The following is a 24,396-nucleotide window of genomic DNA, read 5'->3' on the forward strand; positions in this document are numbered from 1 at the left end:
CCATCGGTCAAAACACCCGGCTGCAGCCCTGGCGATGATGGGGTCAGCTGCAAGGCCCGATGAGCACCGCCACGTTTGCTGAGTTCGCCGAGCGGGTCGACTACTCCCTGCTGGAAGCCCTCACGATGGATCCGCAGGCCACCGCGGATGGGGAGGACCATCAACCGCGCCAGGTGGTCTCCGGGCATTACGTGCCGGTGACACCCACGCCGCTCCCCGAGCCAGAATACGTGGCGCACAGCCACGCGTTGTTCAGTGAGCTCGGCCTCACGGATGACCTGGCCCGGGACGCTCAGTTCCGTCGGATGTTCTCCGGAGATCTCGGTGTTGCCACCGGTCCGATGCGGCCCTGGGGCTGGGCCACGGGCTATGCCCTCTCGATCTACGGCACGGAATACACCCAGCAGTGCCCCTTCGGCAATGGCAATGGCTACGGCGATGGCCGTGCCCTGTCGGTGTTTGAAGGGGTGTTTGAGGGGCGCCGCTGGGAGATGCAGCTCAAGGGGAGTGGTCCGACCCCCTACTGCCGTGGTGCCGATGGTCGCGCCGTGCTGCGCTCCAGCGTCCGTGAATTTCTGGCCCAGGAGTTCATGCATGCCCTCGGCGTGCCCACGTCACGCTCGTTGACGCTCTACGTCTCCCACGCCGAGTCGGTGCGTCGCCCCTGGTATTCCGAGCACTCCCGCTCCCTGGACCCGGACGTGATGGTCGACAACCCGGCGGCCATCAGCACCAGGGTGGCGCCATCGTTTCTGCGGGTGGGTCAGCTGGAGTTGTTCGCCCGCCGTGCCCGCAAGGATGCCCATCCCCGGGCGCACCAGGAGTTGCACCAGATCGTGGCGCATTTGATCGAACGCAACTACCGCCAGGAGATCGATCCCCGCCTGCCGTTCAGCGACCAGGTTGTGCTGCTGGCGCGCTTGTTCCGTGATCGCCTCACGGCTCTGGTGGCCAACTGGATCCGTGTGGGCTACTGCCAGGGCAATTTCAACAGCGACAACTGTGCCGCCGCTGGCTTCACCCTCGATTACGGGCCGTTTGGGTTCTGCGAGCTGTTCGATCCGCGCTTTCAGCCCTGGACGGGTGGGGGCGCCCACTTCAGCTTCTTCAACCAGCCGGTGGCTGCAGAGGCCAACTACCGCATGTTCTGGACATCCCTGCGCACGCTGATGGAGGGCCAGACGCAGGCCCAGGCCCAGCTGGACCAGTTGCTGGAGGGTTTCCCCGCCGCCATGCAGGAGGCGATGCAACGGATGTGGAGTAGCAAACTCGGCCTGCCCCATGCCGACGACGCCCTGGTGCAAGAGCTGTTGCAGCTCCTGGTCGACTCCAGCGCTGATTATTCGATGCTCTTCCGTTGCTTGTCGGAGCTGCCTGAGCAGATCGATCCGCTGCGGGACTGTTTCTACCTGCCCCTTTCGGCACCCCTCGAATCCCAGTGGAACGACTGGTTGCTGCGCTGGCGTGACCAGTGGCCCAGTGGCGTTGATCCGGCTCTGATCTCCGCTGGCATGCGGCGGGTCAATCCGGCACTCACCTGGCGCGAGTGGTTGATCGCTCCGGCTTACCAGCAGGCAGCCCAGGGCGACACCACACTGATCGCAGAACTGCAGCAGCTGTTCAGCGCGCCCTACGAGCCCCTGTCCCCCGAACTGGCGGCCCGCTACGACCGCTTGAAGCCGCGGGAGTTCTTCAGTGCTGGAGGGGTATCCCACTACAGCTGTTCATCCTGATCGCCACCGCTGGCGCCCAAGCTCGGCGCGGAGTTGCCGCCACCGTCGCAGATGCTGGCGGCGCTGGGATGTACTGAGACAGGCATGGGCAAGCCGTTGCTGCTGATCCGCCATGGCCTCAAACACCATGGCCTGATCGGGATGCTTCCTTGCGGCACGCCGGCAGAGACCCGGGAAGCTTTCCCCCGGCAGCGGCCTGACGCCCCAGAGCGCCAGAAGCCGCAAGGACTGAGCCAGGGGTGAGCGAGGCCGGAGGCCCACGCGCAGCAACAACCATCCAGCTGCGACAGCCACCATGCCACCGCCAACGATGGCCACGCCCAACCAACGCAGCTGAGCCCCAAACAGCATCTGCAACCAGACCAGTTGATTGGCTTGGTCAAAACTCAACCACCAGCGAGTCCAGATCAGATCCAGGCCCCACCACTGCCACTGGAGCCATCGCCACCAGAGCACCTGGCCTTCCTGGCGCTGCGTTGGCGGCCCAGGCACCGCACCGGCCTGCGACCCAGTGCTCGCGGCCCAGAGGCTGGCATCCACCCGCTGCCAACCATCCCCCTCCAACCAGACTTCCACCCAGGCGTGGGCATCGCTCTGGCGCAGCTCGAGAAAGGGACTGCCGCTGAGTGGCTTCACCACACGGCCTCCCTGATAGCCGCTGATCACACGGGATGGCACATCAGCAGCCCGCATCAGGGCCGCCACGGCACTGGCGTAGTGACCGCAGAACCCCACCTGTTGATCAAACAGAAAAGCATCCAGATCAGCCACCGCACCGGGTTGAAGGCTGTACCGGAAGGGCTGGCTTCGAAACCAGGCTTCAACCGCCTCCAGACGTTCCCGTCCGGTGGGCAGCAGGCGCAGCTGTTGCGCCATGGCGTTCAGCCTGGGCGATGACGCCGGTAGCGCTTCCCGTTCACGCAGCACCGGAGGACGCTGCTGCCATGCCGCTTCGTCGGCACTGGACTCAAGCCGAAAGGATCGGCGCTGGCGTGCGCTGGGACCCACCAGCAGTTCCCCGTCCGACGTCACCCGTTGATCCGGTGCTGTCGGCAGGGCGAAGCCATCCCAGGGGACAGCCCTGATGGCCGAGGGGTCCACCACCCACCACTGACTGGGCCCTTGCCCGACCCCTCGATCATCGCCAGTGCGCTGAACAACGGGGGGGGCCGGCGTTGCCACCGGCGGCCGTCGAATTGGTCATGCACCAGGACCCGCCAGTAGCCATCCCTCTGAAGGGTCTGCCCCTTCGGCAACAACAGCCGCGCTGCCGAGTCATCCACCAAGGTCAGCTCGGCGATGCTCAGTGGATCCAGCTCTGGAGACAATCCCGAGACGGCTCCGCGCGTGGCGCCCAGTTGTGTGGTCCACAACGGCGGAACCCTGGGCACAAACACAAACAGCAGCAGAGCCAGGGGCAACGCCGCCGCCAGCAGCTGAACGCTGCGCTGCAGAACACCACGGAACGTCAGGGCGCCAACCAGTTCATGACCGAGCAGACCGGCAAGGCTCAGCATCACCGTCAGCAGCTGGAGCACAGTCGCCAACAGACCCTGCAGTTGGGCTGCCAGCAGGCCGGTGGACACCAATTGCAAGAGAGCGACGAGCCGTTGCTCGAAGGGCCGCCGGCATTCCCGCAGCTTGACCATGGTGGCCATCACCAATGCCCATGACGGCAACGTGAGTGGCGCAGACCAATTCAGCACGAGGCACTGCAGCACCAGGGGCAGCAGGGCCCACCAGGCAAGAGTCGTCGCGGTTCGATCCCGGCTCATACCGTCGCCAACGCCTCCAGGCAGGCATCGCGATGGCGAACCCCCTTTGATGGCGCCAGGTTGAAGGACTGAATCTGCAGGCCGTAGCAGGCGCCGCTGTGGTGCAAGCGCCAGATGCGATCCGCCAGGTGCTCGCGGGCCGTGTCCAGGGCAAGGCCCGGTGCAGGGGCGAGAATCAGTTCAGGCTCCTCAGGGTCGTTGAACACCTTGGCCTGCAACGGTTTGCCGCGGGCGACGCTGGACCAATCCACCAGGGCTGGACGTTCACCCTCGCGCAAAGGCCTGAGGTCATGCCATTCCTCCAGTCCATCCCTGGCCCGTGAGGGTTGCCGTTCGGAGACAGGGCCAGGTCGGCGGCGAGGCCAGATCAACTGCGGCTGTTTGGGCTGCCAGCGGCCCCAACAGATGAACAATCCGAGGGGGGCAATGGTCTCGATCGTTACGGGAGGCGGCAGCTGCCAACCCCTGTTTTCGGCCACCCAGGGAAGCAGGAGGTTGGTGCTGCCTGCGGCCAGATGATCACGCACCACAACGGCATGCCCTTGAACACGCAAGCTGCAACGGGGCCGGGCGGTTGGGCTCTCCAACGTCAATGGATACGTTGCCGGCTCGCAGGCGAACATCGGTGAGGGCTGATCACAACGCAGGGTGAGGCCCTGGAGGGTGTCGTGGGTCAGAAACATCGCCAGCAACATCAGCCCGAGCATCACAAAGGCCAGCAGCAGGGTGCTGTTGCTCCCCGTCTGGATGGCCACCAGCAGCAACAGGCCAGCACCAGTGATCCAGAGCGCCCCGAAGCGACTGGGAACGATGTACAGGGTTCGCTGCCCGAGTTTCAGATCAGCGCAGGGCCGGGACGGCCTGGAGAAGGGATTCGCTGTGCGGCGCTCCATGACGTGCGGGACAACCGGCATCCATTCGATGCTCCACCACTGCTGGCAAAACGGCCTGGACGTCGTCAATCACCACGTGATCACGACCCTCGAGCAGGGACCAGGCCCGGGCAGCCGCCAGGAGTCCCTGACTGGCCCGCGGCGAGAGACCGGGATGTCGTTGACGACTGACCTCGACCAGATCAAGGACGTAATCGATCAGCAGCTCAGAGCAATGCTGGTGGCATGAGCGGTGCTGCAACTGCTGCAGCACATCGTGGCCCAACTGCGGCAGGTTCTCGGATGCTGAATCAAATCCGGCGTGCAACATCGCCCGTTCCGAGCGACGATCGGGGAATCCAAGACTGAGACGCATCAGAAAGCGATCGAGCTGGGCCTCGGGCAATGGACTGGTGCCCACCTGATCAAGGCTGTTCTGCGTCGCGATCACAAAAAATGGCTGCGGCAAGGCTCGGCTCACACCATCGACGCTGACGCGACCAGCTGCCATCGCTTCCAGCAGAGCACTTTGGGTGCGGGGGCTGGCGCGATTGATCTCATCAGCCAGCAACACCTGAGTGAACAACGGTCCGGGCTGAAAACGGAAGCTGGCTTCCGCCGGGTTGAACACATTCAGGCCCGTGAGGTCTGCCGGCAACAGATCACTGGTGAAGCTGACCCGCTTGAAGGCGAGTGCAAACATCCGCGCCAAGGCTTCCGCCAGGGTGGACTTGCCCATGCCCGGGCGGTCCTCGATCAGCAGATGACCATCGGCCAGCAAACAGCTGAATGCCAGGCGCACCTGATGCTCCTTGCCCAGCAGCACCCGACCGACGGCATCGATCAACGGCAACAGCTCATGTGCAGCCAAGGAATTGCAGCCGAAGGCACCCTCACGTTGACAGGTTCGTCAGAACAACGCTTGGGGGTCACGTCCATTGCTTCATGGCCCAGAGCAATTCCCCCGCGTCCCAGCTGCACAGGTCAAAGTTCTGAACGGAAACCTCGTCTGAAGCCGAGAGAAGTCGATTGGCATAGTGTTTAACAACATCAGCGGGTCTTAATTCGATGCCTGCTGAAGAAGCAACCTCGCAGATGGCACTTGCTGTGGTTGCCATTTTTAACTGCCGCTCAAGCGAGGGATTGTTGGCAACCGCTTTCAGCAACTGTTCAAGCTTGGATGCAACGGAATGTGCTTGATCCGTCATGGTGGTGACTGCTTGGCTTGGGTGCCATTCAATCTCTCCATTCAATCTCTCCATCCAACGTCCCGAGCGCGATGCACGGGATGTCATCCCTGAGAGGGTCCTGCTGTTGCGTCGCTTAGTCGGCTTCGTCGGCCATTAACCGAAGCGCAGCATTCATCACGGCGACTTTGACGTCCCGTCGCTCAAGCCCTTGACGTTCAAAATGCCGGACAATTCTCGACAGGTCCCACCAGACGGCGACTTCAACTTCATCCATTGCGTTGGCGACGTGAAGAGCCATAGCTGTGTTGCGTCCTCTTTCTGCTGTAGCCCGCTGCCAGACCGTCCCAGGCCTCCTGCTGAATGACTGCTGAATTCAGTCGCACTTCAATGCTTCAGCCGACGATGACGCCTGAACGACACAGCGGAGTCTGATCATGTCGCTTGCCTTGCTTGAGCCTCTGTTGTTTCTCTCTGCGGCTCTGGCGGCTTCAGCGGGGTTGTTGATTCTTCAGCTGGGATTGCAACGGGTGTTTGCTGTTGCCCCTCGCTTGAGGTCGGCCCGGGGGGCTTCTGCCCCGGACACCTCTTTGACTGTGGTGATCCCCGCCTTCAATGAAGCCCACAACATCGCCTCCTGTGTGGGCTGTGTGCTGGCCAGTGCGCCCCCCTGCCGGGATTGGTCGGTCCTGGTGGTGGATGACGAATCAACCGATGCCACCGTCCAGAACGCCATGGGTGCCGGTTCAGCAGACGCGCGCTTTCGGCTGATTCAGGCCGGTCCTCGGCCGGTTGATCAGCGCTGGGTCGGTAAGAACTGGGCCTGCAGCAAGGCCGCTGAGCTGGTCAAGAGCGATTGGCTGCTGTTTATCGATGCCGATGTTCGTCTCCAGCCGGACGCGCTTCAACGGTCCCTGGCTCAGGCCATCGATGAGAACGCCGATTTGCTGAGCCTGGCACCGAGGCTCAGTTGCGGATGCCTGGCGGAATGGATGGTGCAGCCGATCATGGCCAGCCTGCTGGGCCTCGGCTTTCCCATCCTCGAAACCAATGACCCGGTATCGCCGGTGGCGTTTGCTGCGGGTCCCTTCATGCTCTTCAAGGCCTCCACCTACAGGTGGATCGGTGGCCACCGGGCCCTGGCTGGTGAGGTGGTGGAAGATCTCGCTTTAGCCCGTGCCATCAAGGCCGGCGGTCATCGGCTTCGTTATCTCCTCGGGCTTGATGCGGTCGATCTGCGGATGTACAGCGACCTCGCGGCGCTTTGGGAGGGCTGGACCAAGAACTGGTTTCTGGGCTTGGACCGCGACCCCATCAAAGCCCTCGGTGCTGCCTTGGTGGTGGTGTTGATGTTCACCGTGCCCTGGCTGTTGTTGCCTGCATCGCTGGTGCTGCTCTGGCTTCAACCCCTGCTGTCCGTGGTCTGGTGGTGGCTGATGGCGTTGTCGGGTCTGGCCATCGTCCAACAGCTGTTGCTGCGGCTGTGGATCCGCAGCAGCTTCGATATGCCACTCAGCCATTGGTGGCTGATGGGTGCCGGTGGATTGCTGGTGGGTGCGATCGGACCTGTATCGATCTGGCGTACGCGCACCGGTCGGGGCTGGACCTGGAAGGGCCGACCTCTGAATTAGGGGTGGCGTCCCTGTTTTCGAGCATCTTCCGCCCGTCTCCGCAGTGCAGCATGGCGGAATGCTTTTTCCAGCTTGGTCAATCTGGGCTGTTTGTCCTGCAAGGCAGCTTCCCCGCGTGCCTTGGCTGCATTGATGAAGTCGTCTGATTTGGTACCGCTGAGTCCATTCATGTCAAGCATTTCAACCACCTGAATCCTGGTCGCGGTCAGGCTTGATTTGGCTCGAACAAAAGGCCTTCTATGGAATTCGGCCCGGAACGGAGCCTGACTTAAGGGCCTTGTGGCGCCATGGCGTTGCACCCTTCCATGGGTCTGGATGACCGTGTGGGTTTCTGCCGAGCCGATCAAAGCAGGGACGGCCGATCAACCCCTGTCGGCTCATGTGCGAAGGTAAAAGATCTTGATCCATTTTTTTTTGACGATCTTTATTGGAAACCTCTCCTGGGACGCTGAGCGGGAAGATCTGATCCATCTGTTCGGACAGTACGGAGAAGTGAGCAAATGCTCCCTGCCCCTCGACCGGGAGACAGGCCGCAAGCGTGGTTTCGCTTTTGTGGATCTCAGCAGCGAAGCCGATGAGCAGTCGGCGATTGATGATCTTCAGAACGTTGAGTGGATGGGGCGTGCCATCTCGGTTCGCAAGGCCGAACCCCGCCGCTGACCTTTGGGGTCAATCCCGGGCTGAAACGCCGGTGAGTGCTCACCGGCAGCCCCGGCTTGCATCCACCCCTGGTTCTGTTGGCCAATCTTGCCTTTAATCTCCAAAGCCTCGTTCGCTTGTTGCCGACGGTTCTTTGCGGTGCTTGGATTTCGGCTGTTGCTGTTGTGAGGTCTGGTTGAAACGGCTGTCGATCCAACGTGAGATCACATAAATTCCAATGAACATTGGGATGTAGATCGGATATACGTTCGCTTGGTCAAGCTCCAGCTGATTCACCACCTTGACCGCAGCCGTACTCAGCACGATGTAGATCCCGACGCGTCGTAACAGGGGTGACATCAGCAAACGTCAAACAGGGTCTGAGAGTCTCATCTTTACTTGAGTCGGTAAACAGCGAAATCGCGCGATCGCTCGCGCGAATTTGTGTCATGCGGGTCTAAGGTTGAGACACGATTGGGAGCGGAGTTGTGGTCGGTCTGATCGCGTCGGGTGTGTTCCTCGTGCTTCCATCCTTTCGCGGAGCTGACCTTTCCCTGTTTCGTCAGCTGAACCGTGAGCTTGGAGCGCTTTGTCAGGAGCCTCCCGTTCAGGCGCTCAGGGTGTGTCGCCTGCATGCGCGGTTGGTGAACCGCTGAATCAGCGGTCAGTCAGCGACCACGCCACAAGCGATCCGTGCTCCACCTCCTCCGAGGGGAGGCTCGTCTCTGTAGGTGTCGCCCCCTGCATGAACAATCAGCGTCTTGCCCCGCAGGTCGGCTGTGCTCAGCCGTGGAGCAACAACGCTGGTGTTGGTGTTCCCGTCGCCATCGACAACCAGTCGGCTCAGGTCGCCGCGGTGGCCGTTGCCGAAGGGGCCGAGGTGTTTGCCTGTGCCGTCAGGGTCCCAGTGCCCACCAGCTGCCAGGGCGGCAACGTTGGTGCCCTCTGCGGTTTGCCCTGGATCACAGCTGCCGATGCTGTGGAGGTGGAAGCCATGTTCTCCTGGCATCAGCCCCGATAAAGCGGGATAGATCACAAGGCCTTGATCGGTGTCCTGTGCTGTGATGCTGCCGATCGATTCTCCGATGCCGTCGACGTCAACACGGTTCAGCGTCACGTCCAGCGCTCCGCACCAGCCTGGTGTGGCCGTGAGCAAGCTGACGACCAGAAGGCACTGGGCAAGCAAACGCCGCATCACAGAACTGCATGTTCTTGAATTGTGCCCTCCGGACGGCGCCTTCTGCGTGACAATGGTGCGTCCTTCGGCCGACTCTCCGTGATGCGATGGGAATACACCCAACTTCGCTTTGTGCCCCGTGGAAAGTCGTGGACCGGCGAGATTGAGGAGCTTTGGCTGGATGATCGTCAGTTGATCTCCCGCAGCCATCCGCAGCGTGATGTCACCCTCGTGGGGCTGATGAATGAATTGGGTGATCAGGGCTGGGAGCTGGTGACCTACGCCCAACCCTTCACTGGATACCACGGAGGTTGTTACACCTTCAAGCGTCAGATGTGAGCAGAGGCTTTCAGATTGGATGGGTATGGATGTGCTGCACCATTCCCATGAAACCCATCACGAGAAGAGCGATGGCAACAGTTGATGCGATTGAAGCCAGGCCCATTTGTGCTTGATTATTCAGGGTTCTCATGCTTCGACCTCATTTTTCAGATGCACCAGAATGCATTGCTCATAGCAATGACCATCGTCAAGATTGCAAAGCGTTAGACACTCAAAGTAAGCATTGACTTGTGATTCAGTGACGCAAGCATGACCTGCATCTGGACATTCAAGGTGGCTATTCATCTTGTTTGTTACTGGCTCGCCAGGCGACACTATGCTGATTATTCTTTTTGAGCAACAATATGATTGCGGCGGGTAAATACCTAGATAAAATTACCTATAGCTGGACAAATCACTGTTGATCGATTTCCCGGGCTCTTTAGGCTGATGGGATGAGCAACCGGAATCCCACGGAGCGGCTGGAGCATGAGCTCGATCGCGCCAAGATGCGTGGGCGCTGGCTCAGCGACGATGAGCAGGCTGACCTCGACCTTGAGGCTGCTGAAGTCGCCACTCAGGTTGAGGCCAAGCGTCGGCGTGATCGAAAGCTGGTGATTCTCACGGCGGTTTGCCTGGTCATCCCTCCGCTATGGCCCTTGGCGCTCGGCTTGACGTTGTTCCTTCTGTATCCAGACACCATGGCCAGGGTCGGTCTGGCTGCAGCTGTGGCTTGTCTGGTCGGCGGTCTGATGCTGGCGGTGGTGCTGGGGGTTGCCATGGTCTGGCTGATTCAGCTCCTGTTCTGATCACTCCAGGGCTTTGGACGTCACCACGGTCATGCCGACAGGAGCCAGGGCGATCAACGCCAATTTGATGTGCTGGATGCCAAAAGGGATTCCGATGATCGTGACAAAACATGCCAAGGCGCTGCTCAGGTGACCCAGGGCCAGCCACCAGCCGGCCACAAGAAACCAGAGAACGTTGCCCACCACGCCGAGGGGGCCGGTTCCCAGGTCGCCTCTCCCCCTGAGTTGACGACGGTTCACAGCCTCGGAGCCGAAAGGCCAAAGCGAGAAGCATCCGATCACCCAGCACGACCGCGCCCAGGGCAGGCCAACGATGGTGATCGCACAGATCAATGCCGCGAACCACCAGCCCAGCGCCATGGGCAGTCCCCCGAGAACAACCCAGAGGAGGTTGAGGGCAATGGACAACATGTCTCCATTGTGACGCCATGGCCAGTGATCCTTCGTTAACTTCTGTGAAATATGTTTGACCAGGCATGGCTGGACGTCTCGGGATTATTGGATGCGGATATGTCGGCTCCGCTGTGTCCCTCCATTTCAGGCGTCAGGGTCATGAGGTGGTAGGCACCACCACCAGCCCCGCCCGGTTGGCTGAACTCTGTGATGTGGTCGATCACCCGAGGATCTACAGGGCTGAAGACCCCATGGCAGATGCCAGCTTCCTGGATCATCTCGATGGTGTTCTGATCGCGATGGCGCCGACAACTGACAGCTTTGAGGAGGATCAGTACAAAAAGGTTTACGGCCAGGCTGTGCCCGCCCTGGTGAATGCCCTGCGTCAACGTCAAGGCCGCAGACCGCTGCATGTGAGCTACCTGAGCAGTGCAGGGGTGTATGGAGATCAGTCCGGCGCAATCTGCAATGAACAGACGCCCCCCGACTGCTCCAGCAGCACCAACGCTCTTCTGGCCAGCGGTGAGTCTGCCGTTCTTTCATTGAACGACGCCTCAACTCAGGCCTGTGTGCTGCGGCTCGGGGGCATTTATGGTCCCGGCAAGGACATTCCCTCCTACATCCGCAGTGCTGCTGGCCAGTCGGTCCGCAAAAACGGCAACCACATCAACGCCTGGGTTCATCTGAAGGACATCATCCGCGGCGTTGATTTCGCATTCGCCAAACGTCTCCAGGGGATCTACAACCTGGTGGATGATCTCCAGCTCACCCGTCGTCAGTTGTCCAATGCGCTCTGTGACCAGGATGGTCTTCCTCCGGTGATCTGGGATAACCACGATCGCCCCGGTGCCCGCATCTTCAATGCCCGTGTCAGCAATGCGAGCTTGCGTGAAATTGGTTTCCAGCCCAGCATTTCCTCCATGCTTGAGCCAGTGGTTGCCTGAATCTCATTCGGATAGCGCTTCGGTTTGTCTGATGTGACTGATTTGATTTTTCGATACATGCCCATCTTATTTGCCCGATTGTTCGTGTTCATGTAAAGCGGGATTGCAGGATCCACGATCGGCAGGCTTTGTTGATTAGACACTCTGCATTCCAAGCCGTTACGGTGTGAAAGACGAGTCTTTCTGTATCGAATTCGCCACGTCTCTGGCTGTCATGCTTCTTGAGCTCAATGCCGAGTTGCTTGAACTGGCGGAACAAGACGGTGACGTCTTTCCGGTGAATACCGCTGTTGAATTCGAGCGATCTTGCTGAAGCACAAACGGCGTCTTTGGATCAGTTCCGAGGTGTGGACATTCTTCATCACTTCAATTCCGTTCGAACCTGATCAGCCCTCTGCACCCCAACAGGTGTTCTCTTTTGCTCATCCTTCCGCGTAGCGAAGTGCTTTCAGCCCCATCACCAGGTGGGTCCTGAAACTTCCCAGCGCCATCACCTGTTTTGGCGTTCGTGTGTCGCTCACAGCATCCCCCTGGGTTTCAATCCAACGAAGCAACTCCTGGGTTTGATCAGCCCACGCACTCAGTGCTGCTCGAAGCAGTTCGTCCTCGTTGAGTTGGCCCTCTGGAGTGGCAGCCGGTTCCATCGCCGCTTTCAGCAAGGCGTTGAGCTGCTGATGGCTTAACGCGTCGGGAACGAAGGGATCAGGGTCGATGCTTAAGGAAACCTTTAGGCGGTGCTTCGACGGTAGACGAATGGTTCGACGCTGCCCATCCGTGATTCAACCCATTGATTCAGCCCATCGGCTGTTCGTCCGGATCAACGCTCATGCCACGTGATGCCAGGGCCAGGCGCCGGGCCGCCAAGAGAGCCGGGTAAGCCAGTGCTGATCGTTTGTCGTCGCAGAACAGTTTCGCCATCAACTTCAGCAAGGGATCGCTGGGCGTCATGCGACGGCAGAGTTCTGCAATCGCTTCGCTTCCATGCCATCGATGGTCCCCTTCGATCAGAACGGCGCCGTTGCGGAGAGGCAGGCCAAGGGCGTTGAGGTCCTGACGGATCTTGTGATCTGTGCGTCCGTCGACAATGCGCAGGTGGGCGAGGCCCGCCTTGAGTTCACTGCGCAGGGCGAACTCCCGGCAGAATGGGCATCCGCCGTCGTAGATGAGGGTTAACAGCATTGCTGAATTCTGTCGCCAAAGGCCTTGGCCTGGCGTTGCTCCTGGCTTGCTGGTTCGTGATTTGTCCTCAGCCGTGTCGCGCCGATTGGATCTGTGACGGTGATCGGCTCAGTGTCGAGATCACCCGTGGACCCGTCGATGTCACTGGTTTGAAGGCGGCAATCCCCAACGCCATGGAGGGAACCCTGCCTGGAGATGGTGTTCTCATCCGTTGGGGTGATGTTGTTCTGCAGCTGCCACGCACCAATAACGCTGGTTCGCCCAGCTACACCGATGGCCGTTGGTGGTGGCGCCCTGAGGATGTTTCTGCGCCGGAATTCTTTGAACGCCGCGGCACGCTGATTCGCCATCAATGTGCATTGATCGAAGCCTGAATCCCGTTAACTCCGTCGGCGCTTGCGTCGGTTCGCTTTTCGCGTTCCTCCATTGCGATAACCAGGTTCGCTTCGAATGGCTGACCAGCAAGCTTCACACACCAGGATCCAGTTCGTCCTTCGGGTCGTGGTGACCCGGAAGTGCACATCTCCGGGCTCTCTGCACTGTTCACAACACCACTGATCGTTTTCCACAATTTCAGGCGCTATTGCCGAGACTTGCTTCACTTTGGAGGTCCAGCTGAGCATTCTGAACCCAAAATCCGGTAATGATCACGTGCTTCTGGTTCGATGCTTGTCCAGAATCACGCCGCTCGCTCAGCGGTTACATCTGTTGCAATCACTACAGTTCTGGACGCTGCTCCCTGCGGGCTGTCATCCCAGGCAGGCTTATGCGATCGGTTGTGCACGCTGAACGCCACATTCATCACTCCGGCTTGGATCGTTGGCTGGAGTCCTGTGGAAAAGCTGTGCATAACTCTACGACGTCTTTGGGATTGGAGCGTGAATGGAGGCTTTCAGGGCTGCCATCTCATGGACGCTGAGGTGCTCATCGATGGCCTCAGGGTTGTTGTTCAGATAGTGAATCCAGGCTTCGTAACACTGGTCCTGAGTGGGGATCGCGTCCCGTGCCTGTTGTTCCCTCGCGTTGAGCAGCAGCGCCTCGATGGTTTCCAGCCGCATTTCAATGCGGCTAAGGCGTATGGCGATGGAGTCGTCTGGTTGCGTCATCTCTGGAGCGACGGAAGCTTCCGTGATTGTTGCGGACCCCATCCGGGTTGACGCAGTAGTACAAGCGCACTAAAACAGATGTACTGCTTTGTTGCTTATGTCTGCAAGTTCCCCTTACGCCACTTTCCGTGCTGATGAGTGGATGCGTCACTCCTTGATTCGTCCACGAAAGGCTTTGTCATCTGCTGGCGGGAGCTCGAAAGCTCGTGTCGGGCCCGCTGCTGCAGCTCGCGGTTGCGATGCCGTTCAGGGCGAATTGTTCCTTTTTCCGGTTGTGATCTGTTGAGCTGATTCTCAATCCTGACGACGATCTCACCCGATGGTGGTGGCCCTGCCGTATTGATTTGGTTGCCCATCCCCTCTGCGTTGTGGCCGACGGACTTGCTTTGAAAATCCGCTCTGGCCTGAGCGATATCAAAGTCTCATATAACTTCTCTTTGAGCATCGTTTGACGAGAAGAAGACCGTTGGATCTCTTTGGGTACATCAAGCCAGCCTTCAGTTCCGTTGATGCGAAGATACTCTTGAGCGCTGATTCATCATTGTGATAAACACGTGTACCACCCTTTTTTGTATCCATATGAGTCCCTTTCAAAAGTGATCTTTTCTTCAGTCCACGTGGGTGCCTGAGAAAAGGTGATTCCCGTGCTTGGCGACGTCCAGTTGCGGACACTTGCACCAGCAGAGCGAATCAGCTTGACTTCGCTGCCAGAGGGCAATGTGAGAACAAGGAAGTCAGACCATGGAGAACGAAGACTGTCTTCATTGGGTGTCGCCTCCGTGATCTTAATCCGTCCCAAGGGCGAGCAATTGAATCGAACAGTCTTGAGCGCACTGGCGTGAACATCCTTTCCTGTCAATACAGCAGCCAGGGAGCTGAGTGCAACCAAACTGCTGACGATGGCAACACCCTTCATCGTCGTAAGTGATGGAAGGTCCAATCATTCCACACCGGCATCTTGGGATGGTTTGCCCGGGTACGCCTTGAATTATTGCTGCAGCTCATCTCCATTCTGTTCGATGATGGTTTGGCACGCAGCTGCTTCGTTGGGCCTTAACTGCGCTCAGAGCAAGTCTGATTTGTCAAAACTCAGGTTCTGATTGGCAGTGGGCATGCCACGCCATCAACTTCTCCGCACCCATTGGGGGGAGCCTTGAAACCACTCGCCCAGGTCGTCTTGTGATCCGTTGAAATGGTCTTCGCTGGTTTGCCCTGGAAGATTCATCTGCTGCATGAATCCACCAACGGATTGCTGGTCCAAGTGACCTTTTGCTTGTATAGAACGGGCTTTGCGGAGCCAGTGCCAGACCGTTGAGTTCCTGTCTGCGTGCTTCTGAACAAGAATTCTTTCATCAAGGCTGACAAACTCGTTTCTGGACAGACGTGTGAGAATGTCTTGAAGTTTCAGCCTTGTTTTGGTGCTAAGCATCGGAATAAATCCGTTGTGAATATCCTGGCCATCTAGAGACATTTGTCCATAAAGTTCTGGATATCCATACACATCCTTGCTCTGAAGTTTCGAGCACTACAGAACCATTTGAAATGTCTTCATCGCTACTTACTCAAGATTACAGCTTTACCCCGTCACCGGAAAACTGATTACCTCAGTTGAAATGGAGATTATTTCGGGTCAGGCGAGAGTCTTGATCTTCAAGTGACAGGATTGTCCACGTCCTTGCTTGAGAAGGGGGATGAGCCGTGCGCTGTCATCGGTCCCAGAGCAGTTCCCGCTCCAAAAACCCAGTCGTATCAGGGCGTGTTGCATGACAAACATTTGCAGATGCCGCTGATTGCCCCTTCTTCTGCCAGGCTGGCAGGCGGTGTTTTTTGCCAGATCATGCTGTTGTTCGCCTCTCAAACAGCTCAGGGTGGGCCTTCTGTCATTCTCCCGGCACTGTTGATCACTGGCCTGCTCGTTGCGGCATCCCAGGCTTTTGTTCCCAAGGGCGACGACCAGAACTGAGTTGCCTGGCTCAGCGAAGGGCTGACAGAACGTCAGCCCCAAAGGCATTTCGATCAAATCCAGGCTTCTTCGGCGTCTGTCCCAGGCGCACGATCACGGCGCGTTGACTAGGAGCCACCAACAGCAGTTGTCCCTGATAACCCTCTGCAGAAAAACTGTCTTTGGGGAAGTCTGGCCGAGATTTGCGTTTGCTCAGCCACCAGTGCGCCCCATATCCCCCCCTTGCACCGCGCGATGGTTTGCGGGCATGGCTGACCCAGTTCTTGGGCAACAACTGACTGCCGTTCCAGCGGCCGTCATCCAGGTAAAGCTGACCAAATCGGGCCCAATCGCGAGCGCTGGCCCACACCAACGATGAGCCGACAAAGGTTCCACTGTTGTCGCGCTCGAAAAAAGCTGTCGTCATGCCCAGGGGGCCAAACAGTTCCTGGTAGGGAAACGTCCTGTAGCGCTGATCGTCGTCGATGGCGTGTCTCAGGATCCGGCTGAGGATGTTGGTTGTCCCGGATGAATACCTCCACTTTTTGCCCGGTTTCTTCATCAGTGGTTGGCTGGCGGCGAACTTTCCCATGTCTGCTTCCTGGGTGAGCATCAGCACGAGATCTGAGTTCAGTGCTGTCGTGGCTTCCTCAAAGGCCAGTCCGCTGTTCATCCTCAGGAGTTGATCCAGGGTGATGGCACGGCGTGGGTCATCTGGGTCGCTCCACTCGGGCACGGTTGCTGGGCGTTCCAGCTCCAGCAGTCCTTGTTTGATGGCCAATCCGATCACGGCATGGGTGATGCTCTTGCTCATCGACCAGCCGATCAGAGGCATCTCCGGAGCGATTCCGTTGGCGTAGCGCTCAGCGACCACCCAGCCATCCTGAACCACCACAACGGCTCGGCTTCGCTTCGGAGTGGAAGGATCCTCCTCGCGAAAAGCGCGATCGAGCACCTTGTTCAGCGCTTGTCTGTCGATCTCCGGCGGGTCAGGACTTGCCGTGGCGACAAGGGGCCAGGGTTCAGTGGATGGGGTTTGATCTGTGGTGAACGGATGGTCTGGGTGGGGGCGACGTGGCTTGGGTCGACCACTGATCCGTTGGGTGCATTCCTGCCCGCCATTCTGAACGGCCTCCGCCTGGATGAGTCCGAACAAGGCACTGGCTTCAACCCGGCCACCTGCTCTGTCGATCGTGGTCTGAATCAGCCCCTCTCCGATCGCCAGGTCTTCGTTGAGCATTTGATCCGGATCCATTCCAGCGATCAGGACGCCAGTGCACAGTTGCTTGGCGCTGAAACTTGTTCCAGCCTTGGCGAAGTGGATCAGGTTCCGCAGCGTTGGGTCCAGACCGGCCGTAGTGCTGAAGGCCACCGCCGATGCAGTGATCAGCAGATAACGCCAAGGGATCGTTGTCACTCTGAACGGTCATGAAAAAAGCGGGGAGATCCCCGCTTCAATCATGGAGGGTTCAGGCTGGCTCAGTACACGTCGTAGCTGACGCCGCGGTAGCGCAGTTCCTGTCCGCCGGTCGGATGCTGCTGCTGGTCGACCTGTTGGTAGGCAACGCCCCGGTACCGCAAGACCTTTGCTTTCACTCCGATGGGCGTGTGCACCCGGTCGGTATGGACGGGATGGCGGAAGGCCTTGGCCATCTCAATCCTGGCCGTTTCGATGGCCTGGGTACGCACAGCCCGAGCCTTGATCAGTTGAAGTGTGTTCATCTCTCTCTTGCGCGGTGCCCACACCCCCGTTGCCTGGCGTGGGTCTGACTGCTGCCTGCCGAAGAGGCTCAACGTCCTTTCACTATAACCAAAATTGGTAGCAACGGCTACTGTTTTGCTGATGGTTGTCGCTGCCGTTGCCAGCGTGGGGCCGGTTTAGGGATGCCTTTGTCTGAAGCCGTTCCACCTTTGTAGGGGAAGAGCGGCAACCCTCGCAGCTGGGTAGTCCCCCCTGCCAGAGCTCAGAGAAGAGCCGAGGCGAGTGGGGTTCTCCCAAGCCCAGTCCACTTGGGCGATGCGGCCTGAAGCTGTCTGGGTTGCCTAAGTCTTTGGCAAGACCTTTTTGGCTTTCATCGGATCACATCAATCTTCCTTGCATGTGCCTGGCAGGCCTCAAGTGCATTGGCTCCGCGATCAGCATGGCTGTCCTTGAGTTCTGAGCCCAAGGATCAACTCAATCAACAACTGAAGGAGTGTATTTCGCACTCTATTGCAGACGGATCGTGTTCCTGCTGCATCGAATCCTCTTGTCGATCAGACGAAAGACGTTTCGATTGATAGGTTCACCTGTTGAGTTCATCTCGAACCATTCGACTTAATTGGCAGCCCCTTTGGAGTTCTCAAGTGTCCAGCCTTGTTCAAGAAGTCTGCTCACTTGGATGAACGACCATTTTGATTATCCAGCTGGGACCAGGCTCGATGTCCCCAGTGCGCATCGAACGCCGCTTGTTCAGGCAGATCCTGCTCATCAGCCTTGGGGCTTGAGTGCATGCCAAGCCTGACACCCACCAACACATGCACATGTGATCAAGCATTCGAGATTTCGCTTCATCATGCATGAAATCAGTAGGCGTAAATATGCTGATAGTCTGTAATTAGTGCGTAAATTGAATGCACATTCCCTATATCTAAGGGATCTGAATTATTGGATTTTTGAACTTCAGTCACCAGCAAAGGCTTGAGTCTGCAACTCCTTTGAGTGGTGGGCTGACATTATATTCTTCCCGAATTTGGGCCAAAGGCATCGTCGCTAATTCAAGATGATCGATTGTGCTGAAGTCCTTGCTGCAATTCATGCCTCGATTAAAGGCGTCGGCCAGCATTTCTGGAGCTCCATCGAGAGTCATAACACCTCGTTTGCCTTCTAAGCCATCAAATGGATCACCATCAGCACCAAGTGGTTCATACTGAACATTATGACCTGGTTTGAAAATGCCAGCTTCGTGAATCAAAAAATTGGTCAAAGACGCCATCCAGTTGGCATCAGAATCATTCATCCCTAGCTTAAATGCACCTAAGCATATTTCTCCAATCCCCGTTGGTTCGTAGCCAGCGATGATGTGATTCATGTCATGACAGACATAATACCCAGGATTTATTGAATCTTTGGTTGGTATTTTCATGCCATTGCGTTTGTAAAACTCTGCAAATTTCCGACCTAGGGTTTCCTTGTGCATGGATGAACAAGATTCCAAGATCTTGAAAAATTGCTCATCATATTGTCGTGCGCCATGATTAAATGATTCTGGTCCATGCTTTTCTTGCAGAGATAAGAAGTAGCTTTCGTATCGCCTGATGTAATCAGTTGTGGTATCTACAGCTGAATGATCTATCATTTTCCGGCATACAGCAAGCACATCGCCTTCCAGTTCCAATTGCAGTGCAGCTTTATCCAATTTGCCAAGCTGTTGGGATGATCTTGGATGTCTGCATAGTTCGAGCATCACACCCAATTGAATGTATCTTCTTCGAAGGGATTCATCGCCAACACATTGAGAAAGTTTGTCTTGATCAATGGGTGTTAGATTTTCAAATGAGTCGGGCGTTAGTTTTAATATGCTTAAAGCTATGGCCTGAAGAACGCTTCTTTGTTCAATTGTGCCTCGGTCCCCACAGTCGATTAAATCCTTGAGCCCCGCGGCAAAGGCTAGGCAAGTCTGTCTGTCGAGCATTTGATTTTTGCAGTTGTCCCATTAAACACTATTTGTTTTGGTTTGCCTTGGTTTGTCTTGATTGCAGATTTTGGGTCTGGCCTTTGTCTTCAAGTTCATGTGGAATAGTTTGCTGTTGATGTGATTTAACTTGATTTCAAGGCAGTGCATCAATCCACTTCGGTAAGGTTTTGTTTGGAACATTTGCAGCTAAGACCAGTTTGGATGAAGCCCCTGGGAAGTTGTTATTTGTGGTTCGGTGAGCTAAAGCAGGTTGCCATTTGAATCGTAGTTGCTCATTCTTTGATGTTGATTCGCTGTATGGTGCGTCCAGACTTCTTTTACAGATAATTTGTTCAGCTGGTGAAGATCTACTGATCCGGTGAATGGCCCCTCATTTTGTCTATTGATTGACGGCATCATTTCCGTCTTCGGATTATTTCTGATGCTCAAATGGAGCTGAGAATTTTCGATTCGGATATGTCCCCGACCATCGCTGCTCCGCATAATTTTTATTATGTATTTCTTGTCTTGATATTTCGCTCAACATCAATGTTCTCCATATTCTTGCACTGTGAATTGATTAGTGGCCCAAGTGTTCTTGAATTCATTGATGGTTGGTGATTGATAGGCTGTGACGGTATGGTGGTTTTTTACTTTTCTTTGGCACGCTTACGCATGTTGGTTGCGATGTTGCTGCTGGCTTTCTTTGACGTACCTGGCGATTCGTGGCTCCAGGAATTTTATAGATTTGTACGCACTTCAGAGTGATCGCGCGCTGATGCTGTTGAAAGCGCTGCCTGTATTAAACAAATTAATGCTTGCATTCCTCAATATTTGGCACCAAAGAGTGTTCGGCCTGAGATTGATGTTCATTCCTTCGCCGCGTGTGCTTTTGTCGACGGCTACAGAATTCATGGACTGCTGCATGCCAGCTTCTTGATTCGCTTGTAGACCGGTGAAAAGACGTCCGTCGTGTTGGTCGTGGCTGCTGGGGAGCGAGCTTCCGGTTGGTTCCCACAGGGACCCACCAAGAGGGCGGGGGATGCAAGCAAAACTGTGCCGATCGTTTGCATCTGCGGTCCTTCCGCTGCTGGAAAAACAACCTTTGCTGCCGACCTAGCTGGACGGTTGCGGCTCAGCGGAAGGCTTCCGCTCTTGATCGCCTGCGACGACTATTACCGCAGTGGTTGGACCCCTGTCTCCCGCTATGGGTTTGACACGGTTGATGCCATTGATGCTGATCAGCTTCGGTTGCAGCTCAGCGCCCTTCGCTACAGGCAGCTGGATGCTCTGCGCAGCTACGACATGCGCACCCGCAAGGTTGGATCGACGTGCTTGAGCCAGCCTTATGACCTGATTCTGGTTGAGGGTTCCTACGGGCCGCAACTCCTGCTTGACGCTGTGCCGTTATCGCTTGTCGTTTACATCGATGCACCGCTTGTGCAGCGTCTGATCAGGCGTCTTTGGCGTGATGTACGTGACCGTCACCGTCCGGCGGGATATGTGATTCGCCAGATGCTGCGGGAAATGCTGCCTGGGGAACGTCGTTTCGTTGCTCCGTTGAAGTGCAAGGCCGACGTGATCGTTCGTGATGTTGATCCAGGGTTGGCGACGGTTCTTGAGCGAGTGGTGTGAGTCCCTGTTTCCTTGTCTTGTCCAAGCAAAAAGAAACCCCCGCCGAAGGCAGGGGTTTCGAACATTTCTCGGGAGTGTTGCCTTGTTTCCACCCCGTGAAGCGTTTTTCCTCACAAAATAAATATGCCGACTCGAAGCCTGCCGCGGTACAGGTGATGGACACCCTCCGGGTTGGCTGGGTCGTCGTCTCGAGCAGCCTGTTGATTCATGACTTGGCTCTGAGCTTCGGCTGTCTCTTGATGCCCTCGGCTAGCTGTTTGGAACGATGTGGGTCACGAGGTCGGCACAGACCCAGCGGATCACCCCCGAATCCACATCGGCCACTTGAAATAGGGTTGGAACCTTGGGGTCTCTGGCTCCACCGTCCACGTGAATCACATCGGCCATCCACCAGTCGTCGGAGTCGGTGCTGCCACAGATCACGGTCATTCCAGTCTTCACGGAAAGAAAGACGGGCTCCTGGGCGATGGGCTCTTGGCTCACGGTGGCGACTGAGCAATCCGCAGGCAGCATCTGTTTGTTGGTTCTTATGTACTACTGACGCTAGCTCCGCTTGCAAGGGGCGGCTGGCTTTGGCGCGAATGGTCTGATCCAGCTACCAACCCTTCAGGACCTTCAGAGTCATGGCCTCTTTCAACATCAGCATCGAGGGTGGTGCCAGCTTTTCGTGCCCTGATGACGTCTATATCCTCGATGCGGCCGATGAGGCCGGCGTGGATCTGCCCTATTCCTGCCGGGCAGGAGCGTGCTCAACCTGTGCTGGACGCTTGGTGAGTGGGTCGGTGGATCAGACCGATCAAAGCTTTCTTGACGATGAACAGATGGGTCAGGGTTTTGCCCTGCTTTGCGTGAGCTATCCCACCGCTGATTGCGTCATCCAGGCCAATGCTGAAGAGCATCTGTCCTGATCAGGGCTTGCGGGTGATCACCGGACGGCGTCGGTTCGGGTAGAGCTCTCGGCACATGGAACAGACGGTTCCGTCACAGCCCCGAGCCGTGCAGAACTCGCGACCCCAGAAGATGATCTGAAGGTGCAGCCGGTTCCAGTGTTCCTTCGGAAACAGGCGCTTGAGATCCTGTTCCGTACGGGCCACGTTGCTGCCGTCGCTCAAGCCCCAGCGTTGGGCCAGCCGGTGAATGTGCGTGTCAACAGGGAAGGCCGGAACACCGAAGGCCTGGGCCATCACCACACTGGCTGTCTTGTGCCCCACTCCGGGTAGGGCCTCAAGCTCTTCAAAGCTCTGGGGCACGTCGCCGTTGTGAGCCGCTACCAGAATCTGGGCGAGGCGGCGGACATTTTTGGCCTTGGTTTTGGCCAGACCGAGTTGCCTGATGTAACCAAGGATCTCCTCCTCGTCCAGTGCCGCCATGGCTGCAGGAGTTGGCCCAGCCCTAAACAACGCCGGAGTGACCTCGTTCACTTTCTTGTCGGTGCACTGAGCACTCAGCAGCACAGCGATCAGGAGGGTGAATGGGTCGCTGTGATCTAGGGGAACCGGCGTTTCCGGGTATTGCTCGTGGAGGCGCCGCAGGATCACCTCCACCCGCTCTGATCTGCGCAAGGGTTCATGGTGGGTTGTGTGATCTTGGCGCCTGGGGGATTGCATCGCTTCGTTGCAACGCTTTTCAGCCGCCACCGCCGTTGTTTTAGGAACAGAGGGTTGGATCCTTGGGTTAGAGAGGTCAGTCGACGTTGCAGCACTTCGGTTGGAGACGCCCCGCGGCAGCCATGCTGGTTCTGGTGAGTGTTTTGCTGTCGTCGTGCCGCAGCCGCGACCAGGAGAGAGCCACCGATTCCCGGCCCCAGGTGCTTACAACCTTCACAGTTCTGGCCGACCTGGCCCGGAATGTGGCTGGTGATCGATTGCGGGTGGCTTCGATCGTCAAGCCCGGCGCTGAGATCCATGGTTACCAACCCACGCCGAGTGATATCCAACGCGCCAGCCAGGCCGATCTGATTGTTGAGAACGGCCTGGGCCTGGAGTTGTGGGCCCAGCGCTTCACGGCCGCAGCTGGAGATGTTCCCACAATCACCCTCTCGGAGGGGATGGAGCCTCTGCTGATCACCGAGGACGCTTATTCCGGCAAACCCAATCCCCATGCCTGGATGTCCCCCAGACGCACCATGGCTTATGTGGACCATCTGGAGCGGGCCTTCAGCCAACTTGATCCAGCCGGTGCAGAGGTGTATGCGGCCAATGCCTCCGCCTACAAAGCCCAGCTCAAGGCCCTTGATGACGAGCTGCGCACGGCGATCGCCGCGCTGCCTGCACAACAACGGTTGCTGGTGAGTTGCGAAGGGGCTTTCACCTATCTGGCCACTGACTATGGGCTTGAGGAGGCCTATCTCTGGCCGGTGAATGCCGAAAGTGAGATCACTCCCAAACGCATGGCACGGTTGATCAACACCGTTCGCGAGCGACAGGTGCCGACAATTTTTTGTGAGAGCACCGTGAGCGATAAAGCCCAACGGGAGGTGGCGGCGGCCTCAGGCGCTCGATTCGGGGGGACGTTCTACGTGGATTCCTTGTCCTCCCCGGACGGGCCCGCCCCCACCCTGTTGGACCTGCAGCGGCACAATGTGGATCTGATCCGTAAGGGCCTGAACCTGTCGGAGAGCAACCGCTGATGCGTATTGAGGCTGACCAGCTGTGTGTGGACTACAACGGCACCGTTGCCCTGTACGACGCCAGCCTGCATCTCCCTGCGGGTTGCATCTGCGGTCTGGTGGGCATGAATGGTGCCGGGAAATCAACCTTTTTCAAAGCACTCACTGGTTTTGTCCGCCCTTCGCGGGGCAGGATCCGGATCAACGGCAGCAGCGTGGCCGAGGCGCAGCGTCATCAGGCGGTGGCCTACGTGCCTCAGACTGAAGGGGTGGACGCCCAGTTCCCCGTTTCGGTATGGGACGTGGTGATGATGGGCCGTTATGGCTCGATGAATCTGCTGAGGATTCCCCGCAGTTCGGATCGCGTGGCCGTGCGGGATGCGCTGACGCGTGTTGACCTGCTCGAGCTGGCCGATCGTCCCCTTGGCACCTTGTCCGGGGGGCAACGCAAGCGCACGTTCCTGGCGCGAGCCATCGCCCAGCGTGCCGATGTGCTGCTGCTGGACGAACCCTTCAATGGGGTGGATGTGCGAACCGAGCAGCTGATGGCCCAGCTGTTCCTTCAGTTCCGGGACGAGGGCCGCACGATTCTGATCTCCACCCACGACCTAGGCCACGTCCGTGATTTTTGCGATCTGGTGGTTCTGATCAACAAGACCGTGCTCGCCTATGGGGAAACCTCGGAAGTGTTCACCCCCGAGAATCTCGCCATGACCTTCGGCGGCGTGCCACCCGATCTGCTGACGGGCAACAGCTCCCCGGAAGACGCCATCTAACAAGAGACTTCTT

Annotated in this window: 32 protein-coding genes; 13 read left to right on the forward strand and 19 right to left on the reverse strand. The window is 57.7% G+C overall.

Annotated features, from left to right (window positions below; translation table 11 throughout):
• Positions 1–59: 59 nt before the first annotated feature.
• On the forward strand, positions 60–1,733 hold the full coding sequence (locus KR52_RS08055; protein WP_038554517.1) for a protein adenylyltransferase SelO family protein: 1,674 nt from the start codon (positions 60–62) through the stop codon (positions 1,731–1,733).
• Here KR52_RS08055 and KR52_RS08060 read toward each other — a convergent pair.
• Genes KR52_RS08060 through KR52_RS14305 form a run of 6 tightly spaced genes read right to left on the reverse strand, consistent with a single transcriptional unit; the run spans position 1,725 to position 5,868 of the window.
• Positions 1,725–2,837: a transglutaminase family protein gene (locus KR52_RS08060; protein WP_156957658.1), complete on the reverse strand. Its 1,113-nt coding sequence runs from the start codon at positions 2,835–2,837 to the stop codon at positions 1,725–1,727. The genes KR52_RS08055 and KR52_RS08060 overlap by 9 nt on opposite strands.
• Positions 2,762–3,508: a DUF3488 domain-containing protein gene (locus tag KR52_RS08065; protein WP_038554522.1), complete on the reverse strand. Its 747-nt coding sequence runs from the start codon at positions 3,506–3,508 to the stop codon at positions 2,762–2,764. The genes KR52_RS08060 and KR52_RS08065 overlap by 76 nt, the downstream gene beginning before the upstream one ends.
• Complete coding sequence (locus KR52_RS08070; protein WP_253912349.1) at positions 3,505–4,422, reverse strand: hypothetical protein; 918 nt, start codon at positions 4,420–4,422, stop codon at positions 3,505–3,507. The genes KR52_RS08065 and KR52_RS08070 overlap by 4 nt, the downstream gene beginning before the upstream one ends.
• A complete protein-coding gene (locus KR52_RS08075) occupies positions 4,349–5,251 on the reverse strand; it encodes a MoxR family ATPase (protein ID WP_038554524.1) in 903 nt (300 codons plus the stop codon). Before KR52_RS08075 ends, KR52_RS08070 begins: the two co-directional genes overlap by 74 nt.
• A gap of 58 nt (positions 5,252–5,309) precedes the next feature.
• On the reverse strand, positions 5,310–5,675 hold the full coding sequence (locus tag KR52_RS08080; protein ID WP_253912350.1) for a Nif11-like leader peptide family natural product precursor: 366 nt from the start codon (positions 5,673–5,675) through the stop codon (positions 5,310–5,312).
• A 28-nt stretch (positions 5,676–5,703) separates the two neighbouring features.
• Positions 5,704–5,868, reverse strand: a complete 165-nt coding sequence (locus KR52_RS14305) for a hypothetical protein (protein WP_156957659.1) — start codon at positions 5,866–5,868, stop codon at positions 5,704–5,706.
• Positions 5,869–6,004: 136 nt separating this feature from the next.
• On the opposite strand from KR52_RS14305, the gene KR52_RS08085 reads away from it, so the two are divergent.
• The gene (locus KR52_RS08085) at positions 6,005–7,198 is read left to right on the forward strand and encodes a glycosyltransferase family 2 protein (protein ID WP_038554527.1); all 1,194 of its coding nucleotides are present in this window, start codon (positions 6,005–6,007) and stop codon (positions 7,196–7,198) included.
• Here the strand turns inward: KR52_RS08085 and KR52_RS14310 are convergent.
• Entirely contained in the window at positions 7,195–7,545 is a 351-nt protein-coding gene (locus tag KR52_RS14310) for a hypothetical protein (RefSeq protein WP_156957660.1), read from the reverse strand. The two genes, KR52_RS08085 and KR52_RS14310, sit on opposite strands and share 4 nt — an antisense overlap.
• 67 nt (positions 7,546–7,612) lie before the next feature.
• Between KR52_RS14310 and KR52_RS08095 the strand changes: the two genes are divergently transcribed.
• The gene (locus tag KR52_RS08095; protein ID WP_006850138.1) at positions 7,613–7,858 is read left to right on the forward strand and encodes an RNA-binding protein; all 246 of its coding nucleotides are present in this window, start codon (positions 7,613–7,615) and stop codon (positions 7,856–7,858) included.
• 93 nt (positions 7,859–7,951) lie between these two features.
• On the opposite strand, the gene KR52_RS14630 is transcribed toward KR52_RS08095, so the two are convergent.
• Positions 7,952–8,197 (reverse strand): hypothetical protein, encoded by a 246-nt coding sequence (locus KR52_RS14630; RefSeq protein WP_038554531.1) that lies wholly within the window; start codon positions 8,195–8,197, stop codon positions 7,952–7,954.
• A 128-nt stretch (positions 8,198–8,325) separates the two neighbouring features.
• Between KR52_RS14630 and KR52_RS14945 the strand changes: the two genes are divergently transcribed.
• Positions 8,326–8,493, forward strand: a complete 168-nt coding sequence (locus tag KR52_RS14945; RefSeq protein WP_156957661.1) for a hypothetical protein — start codon at positions 8,326–8,328, stop codon at positions 8,491–8,493.
• Between the two features lie 8 nt (positions 8,494–8,501).
• Here KR52_RS14945 and sodC read toward each other — a convergent pair whose 3' ends face one another.
• Positions 8,502–9,032 carry a superoxide dismutase family protein gene (sodC, locus tag KR52_RS08110; protein WP_038554537.1) on the reverse strand — a complete coding sequence of 177 codons (531 nt, stop codon included), beginning with the start codon at positions 9,030–9,032 and terminating at the stop codon, positions 8,502–8,504.
• Between the two features lie 84 nt (positions 9,033–9,116).
• Here sodC and KR52_RS08115 point away from each other — a divergent pair, with 84 nt between their 5' ends.
• Positions 9,117–9,353 (forward strand): hypothetical protein, encoded by a 237-nt coding sequence (locus KR52_RS08115; RefSeq protein ID WP_038557090.1) that lies wholly within the window; start codon positions 9,117–9,119, stop codon positions 9,351–9,353.
• 437 nt (positions 9,354–9,790) lie between these two features.
• On the forward strand, positions 9,791–10,144 hold the full coding sequence (locus KR52_RS08120; protein WP_038554540.1) for a hypothetical protein: 354 nt from the start codon (positions 9,791–9,793) through the stop codon (positions 10,142–10,144).
• Here KR52_RS08120 and KR52_RS08125 read toward each other — a convergent pair whose 3' ends face one another.
• On the reverse strand, positions 10,145–10,555 hold the full coding sequence (locus tag KR52_RS08125) for a YccF domain-containing protein (RefSeq protein ID WP_038554544.1): 411 nt from the start codon (positions 10,553–10,555) through the stop codon (positions 10,145–10,147).
• Positions 10,556–10,620: 65 nt separating this feature from the next.
• Here KR52_RS08125 and KR52_RS08130 point away from each other — a divergent pair, with 65 nt between their 5' ends.
• A complete protein-coding gene (locus KR52_RS08130; RefSeq protein ID WP_038554547.1) occupies positions 10,621–11,481 on the forward strand; it encodes an NAD-dependent epimerase/dehydratase family protein in 861 nt (286 codons plus the stop codon).
• Positions 11,482–11,903: 422 nt separating this feature from the next.
• Here KR52_RS08130 and KR52_RS08135 read toward each other — a convergent pair whose 3' ends face one another.
• Together KR52_RS08135 and KR52_RS08140 are read right to left on the reverse strand one after the other, a co-directional pair.
• The gene (locus KR52_RS08135) at positions 11,904–12,140 is read right to left on the reverse strand and encodes a hypothetical protein (protein ID WP_038554550.1); all 237 of its coding nucleotides are present in this window, start codon (positions 12,138–12,140) and stop codon (positions 11,904–11,906) included.
• Between the two features lie 133 nt (positions 12,141–12,273).
• Positions 12,274–12,660: a DCC1-like thiol-disulfide oxidoreductase family protein gene (locus tag KR52_RS08140; RefSeq protein WP_038554553.1), complete on the reverse strand. Its 387-nt coding sequence runs from the start codon at positions 12,658–12,660 to the stop codon at positions 12,274–12,276.
• Between KR52_RS08140 and KR52_RS08145 the strand changes: the two genes are divergently transcribed.
• Positions 12,660–13,034, forward strand: coding sequence for a hypothetical protein (locus KR52_RS08145; protein WP_084221967.1), 375 nt, complete (start codon positions 12,660–12,662; stop codon positions 13,032–13,034). The genes KR52_RS08140 and KR52_RS08145 overlap by 1 nt on opposite strands.
• Before the next feature lie 480 nt (positions 13,035–13,514).
• On the opposite strand, the gene KR52_RS08150 is transcribed toward KR52_RS08145, so the two are convergent.
• Both KR52_RS08150 and KR52_RS14635 read right to left on the reverse strand, forming a co-directional pair.
• A complete protein-coding gene (locus tag KR52_RS08150) occupies positions 13,515–13,808 on the reverse strand; it encodes a hypothetical protein (protein WP_038554556.1) in 294 nt (97 codons plus the stop codon).
• A gap of 1,081 nt (positions 13,809–14,889) precedes the next feature.
• Complete coding sequence (locus KR52_RS14635) at positions 14,890–15,237, reverse strand: hypothetical protein (protein WP_253912351.1); 348 nt, start codon at positions 15,235–15,237, stop codon at positions 14,890–14,892.
• A gap of 192 nt (positions 15,238–15,429) precedes the next feature.
• Here KR52_RS14635 and KR52_RS08160 point away from each other — a divergent pair, with 192 nt between their 5' ends.
• Entirely contained in the window at positions 15,430–15,729 is a 300-nt protein-coding gene (locus tag KR52_RS08160) for a hypothetical protein (RefSeq protein WP_156957662.1), read from the forward strand.
• A 10-nt stretch (positions 15,730–15,739) separates the two neighbouring features.
• Here the strand turns inward: KR52_RS08160 and KR52_RS08165 are convergent, their stop codons facing one another.
• The 3 genes from KR52_RS08165 to KR52_RS08175 form a co-directional block, all read right to left on the reverse strand.
• Entirely contained in the window at positions 15,740–17,125 is a 1,386-nt protein-coding gene (locus tag KR52_RS08165) for a serine hydrolase (protein WP_038554562.1), read from the reverse strand.
• A 62-nt stretch (positions 17,126–17,187) separates the two neighbouring features.
• Positions 17,188–17,430 carry a hypothetical protein gene (locus KR52_RS08170; RefSeq protein WP_173402213.1) on the reverse strand — a complete coding sequence of 81 codons (243 nt, stop codon included), beginning with the start codon at positions 17,428–17,430 and terminating at the stop codon, positions 17,188–17,190.
• Between the two features lie 944 nt (positions 17,431–18,374).
• Positions 18,375–19,106: a hypothetical protein gene (locus KR52_RS08175; RefSeq protein WP_253912352.1), complete on the reverse strand. Its 732-nt coding sequence runs from the start codon at positions 19,104–19,106 to the stop codon at positions 18,375–18,377.
• A gap of 1,239 nt (positions 19,107–20,345) precedes the next feature.
• On the opposite strand from KR52_RS08175, the gene KR52_RS08180 reads away from it, so the two are divergent.
• Positions 20,346–20,999, forward strand: coding sequence for a uridine kinase (locus tag KR52_RS08180; RefSeq protein ID WP_253912353.1), 654 nt, complete (start codon positions 20,346–20,348; stop codon positions 20,997–20,999).
• Positions 21,000–21,248: 249 nt separating this feature from the next.
• Here KR52_RS08180 and KR52_RS08185 read toward each other — a convergent pair whose 3' ends face one another.
• Positions 21,249–21,512, reverse strand: a complete 264-nt coding sequence (locus KR52_RS08185) for a DUF3104 domain-containing protein (protein WP_051834313.1) — start codon at positions 21,510–21,512, stop codon at positions 21,249–21,251.
• Positions 21,513–21,622: 110 nt separating this feature from the next.
• Here KR52_RS08185 and KR52_RS08190 point away from each other — a divergent pair, with 110 nt between their 5' ends.
• Positions 21,623–21,907, forward strand: coding sequence for a 2Fe-2S iron-sulfur cluster-binding protein (locus KR52_RS08190; RefSeq protein ID WP_038554571.1), 285 nt, complete (start codon positions 21,623–21,625; stop codon positions 21,905–21,907).
• Here the strand turns inward: KR52_RS08190 and nth are convergent, their stop codons facing one another.
• Positions 21,908–22,561: an endonuclease III gene (nth, locus tag KR52_RS08195; RefSeq protein ID WP_038557100.1), complete on the reverse strand. Its 654-nt coding sequence runs from the start codon at positions 22,559–22,561 to the stop codon at positions 21,908–21,910.
• A 167-nt stretch (positions 22,562–22,728) separates the two neighbouring features.
• Between nth and KR52_RS08200 the strand changes: the two genes are divergently transcribed.
• On the forward strand, positions 22,729–23,628 hold the full coding sequence (locus KR52_RS08200; RefSeq protein WP_038554574.1) for a metal ABC transporter substrate-binding protein: 900 nt from the start codon (positions 22,729–22,731) through the stop codon (positions 23,626–23,628).
• A complete protein-coding gene (locus KR52_RS08205; RefSeq protein ID WP_038554576.1) occupies positions 23,628–24,383 on the forward strand; it encodes a metal ABC transporter ATP-binding protein in 756 nt (251 codons plus the stop codon). Before KR52_RS08200 ends, KR52_RS08205 begins: the two co-directional genes overlap by 1 nt.
• Positions 24,384–24,396 lie beyond the last annotated feature (13 nt).

Source organism: Synechococcus sp. KORDI-52, from assembly GCF_000737595.1.
Classification (GTDB): Bacteria; Cyanobacteriota; Cyanobacteriia; order PCC-6307; family Cyanobiaceae; genus Parasynechococcus.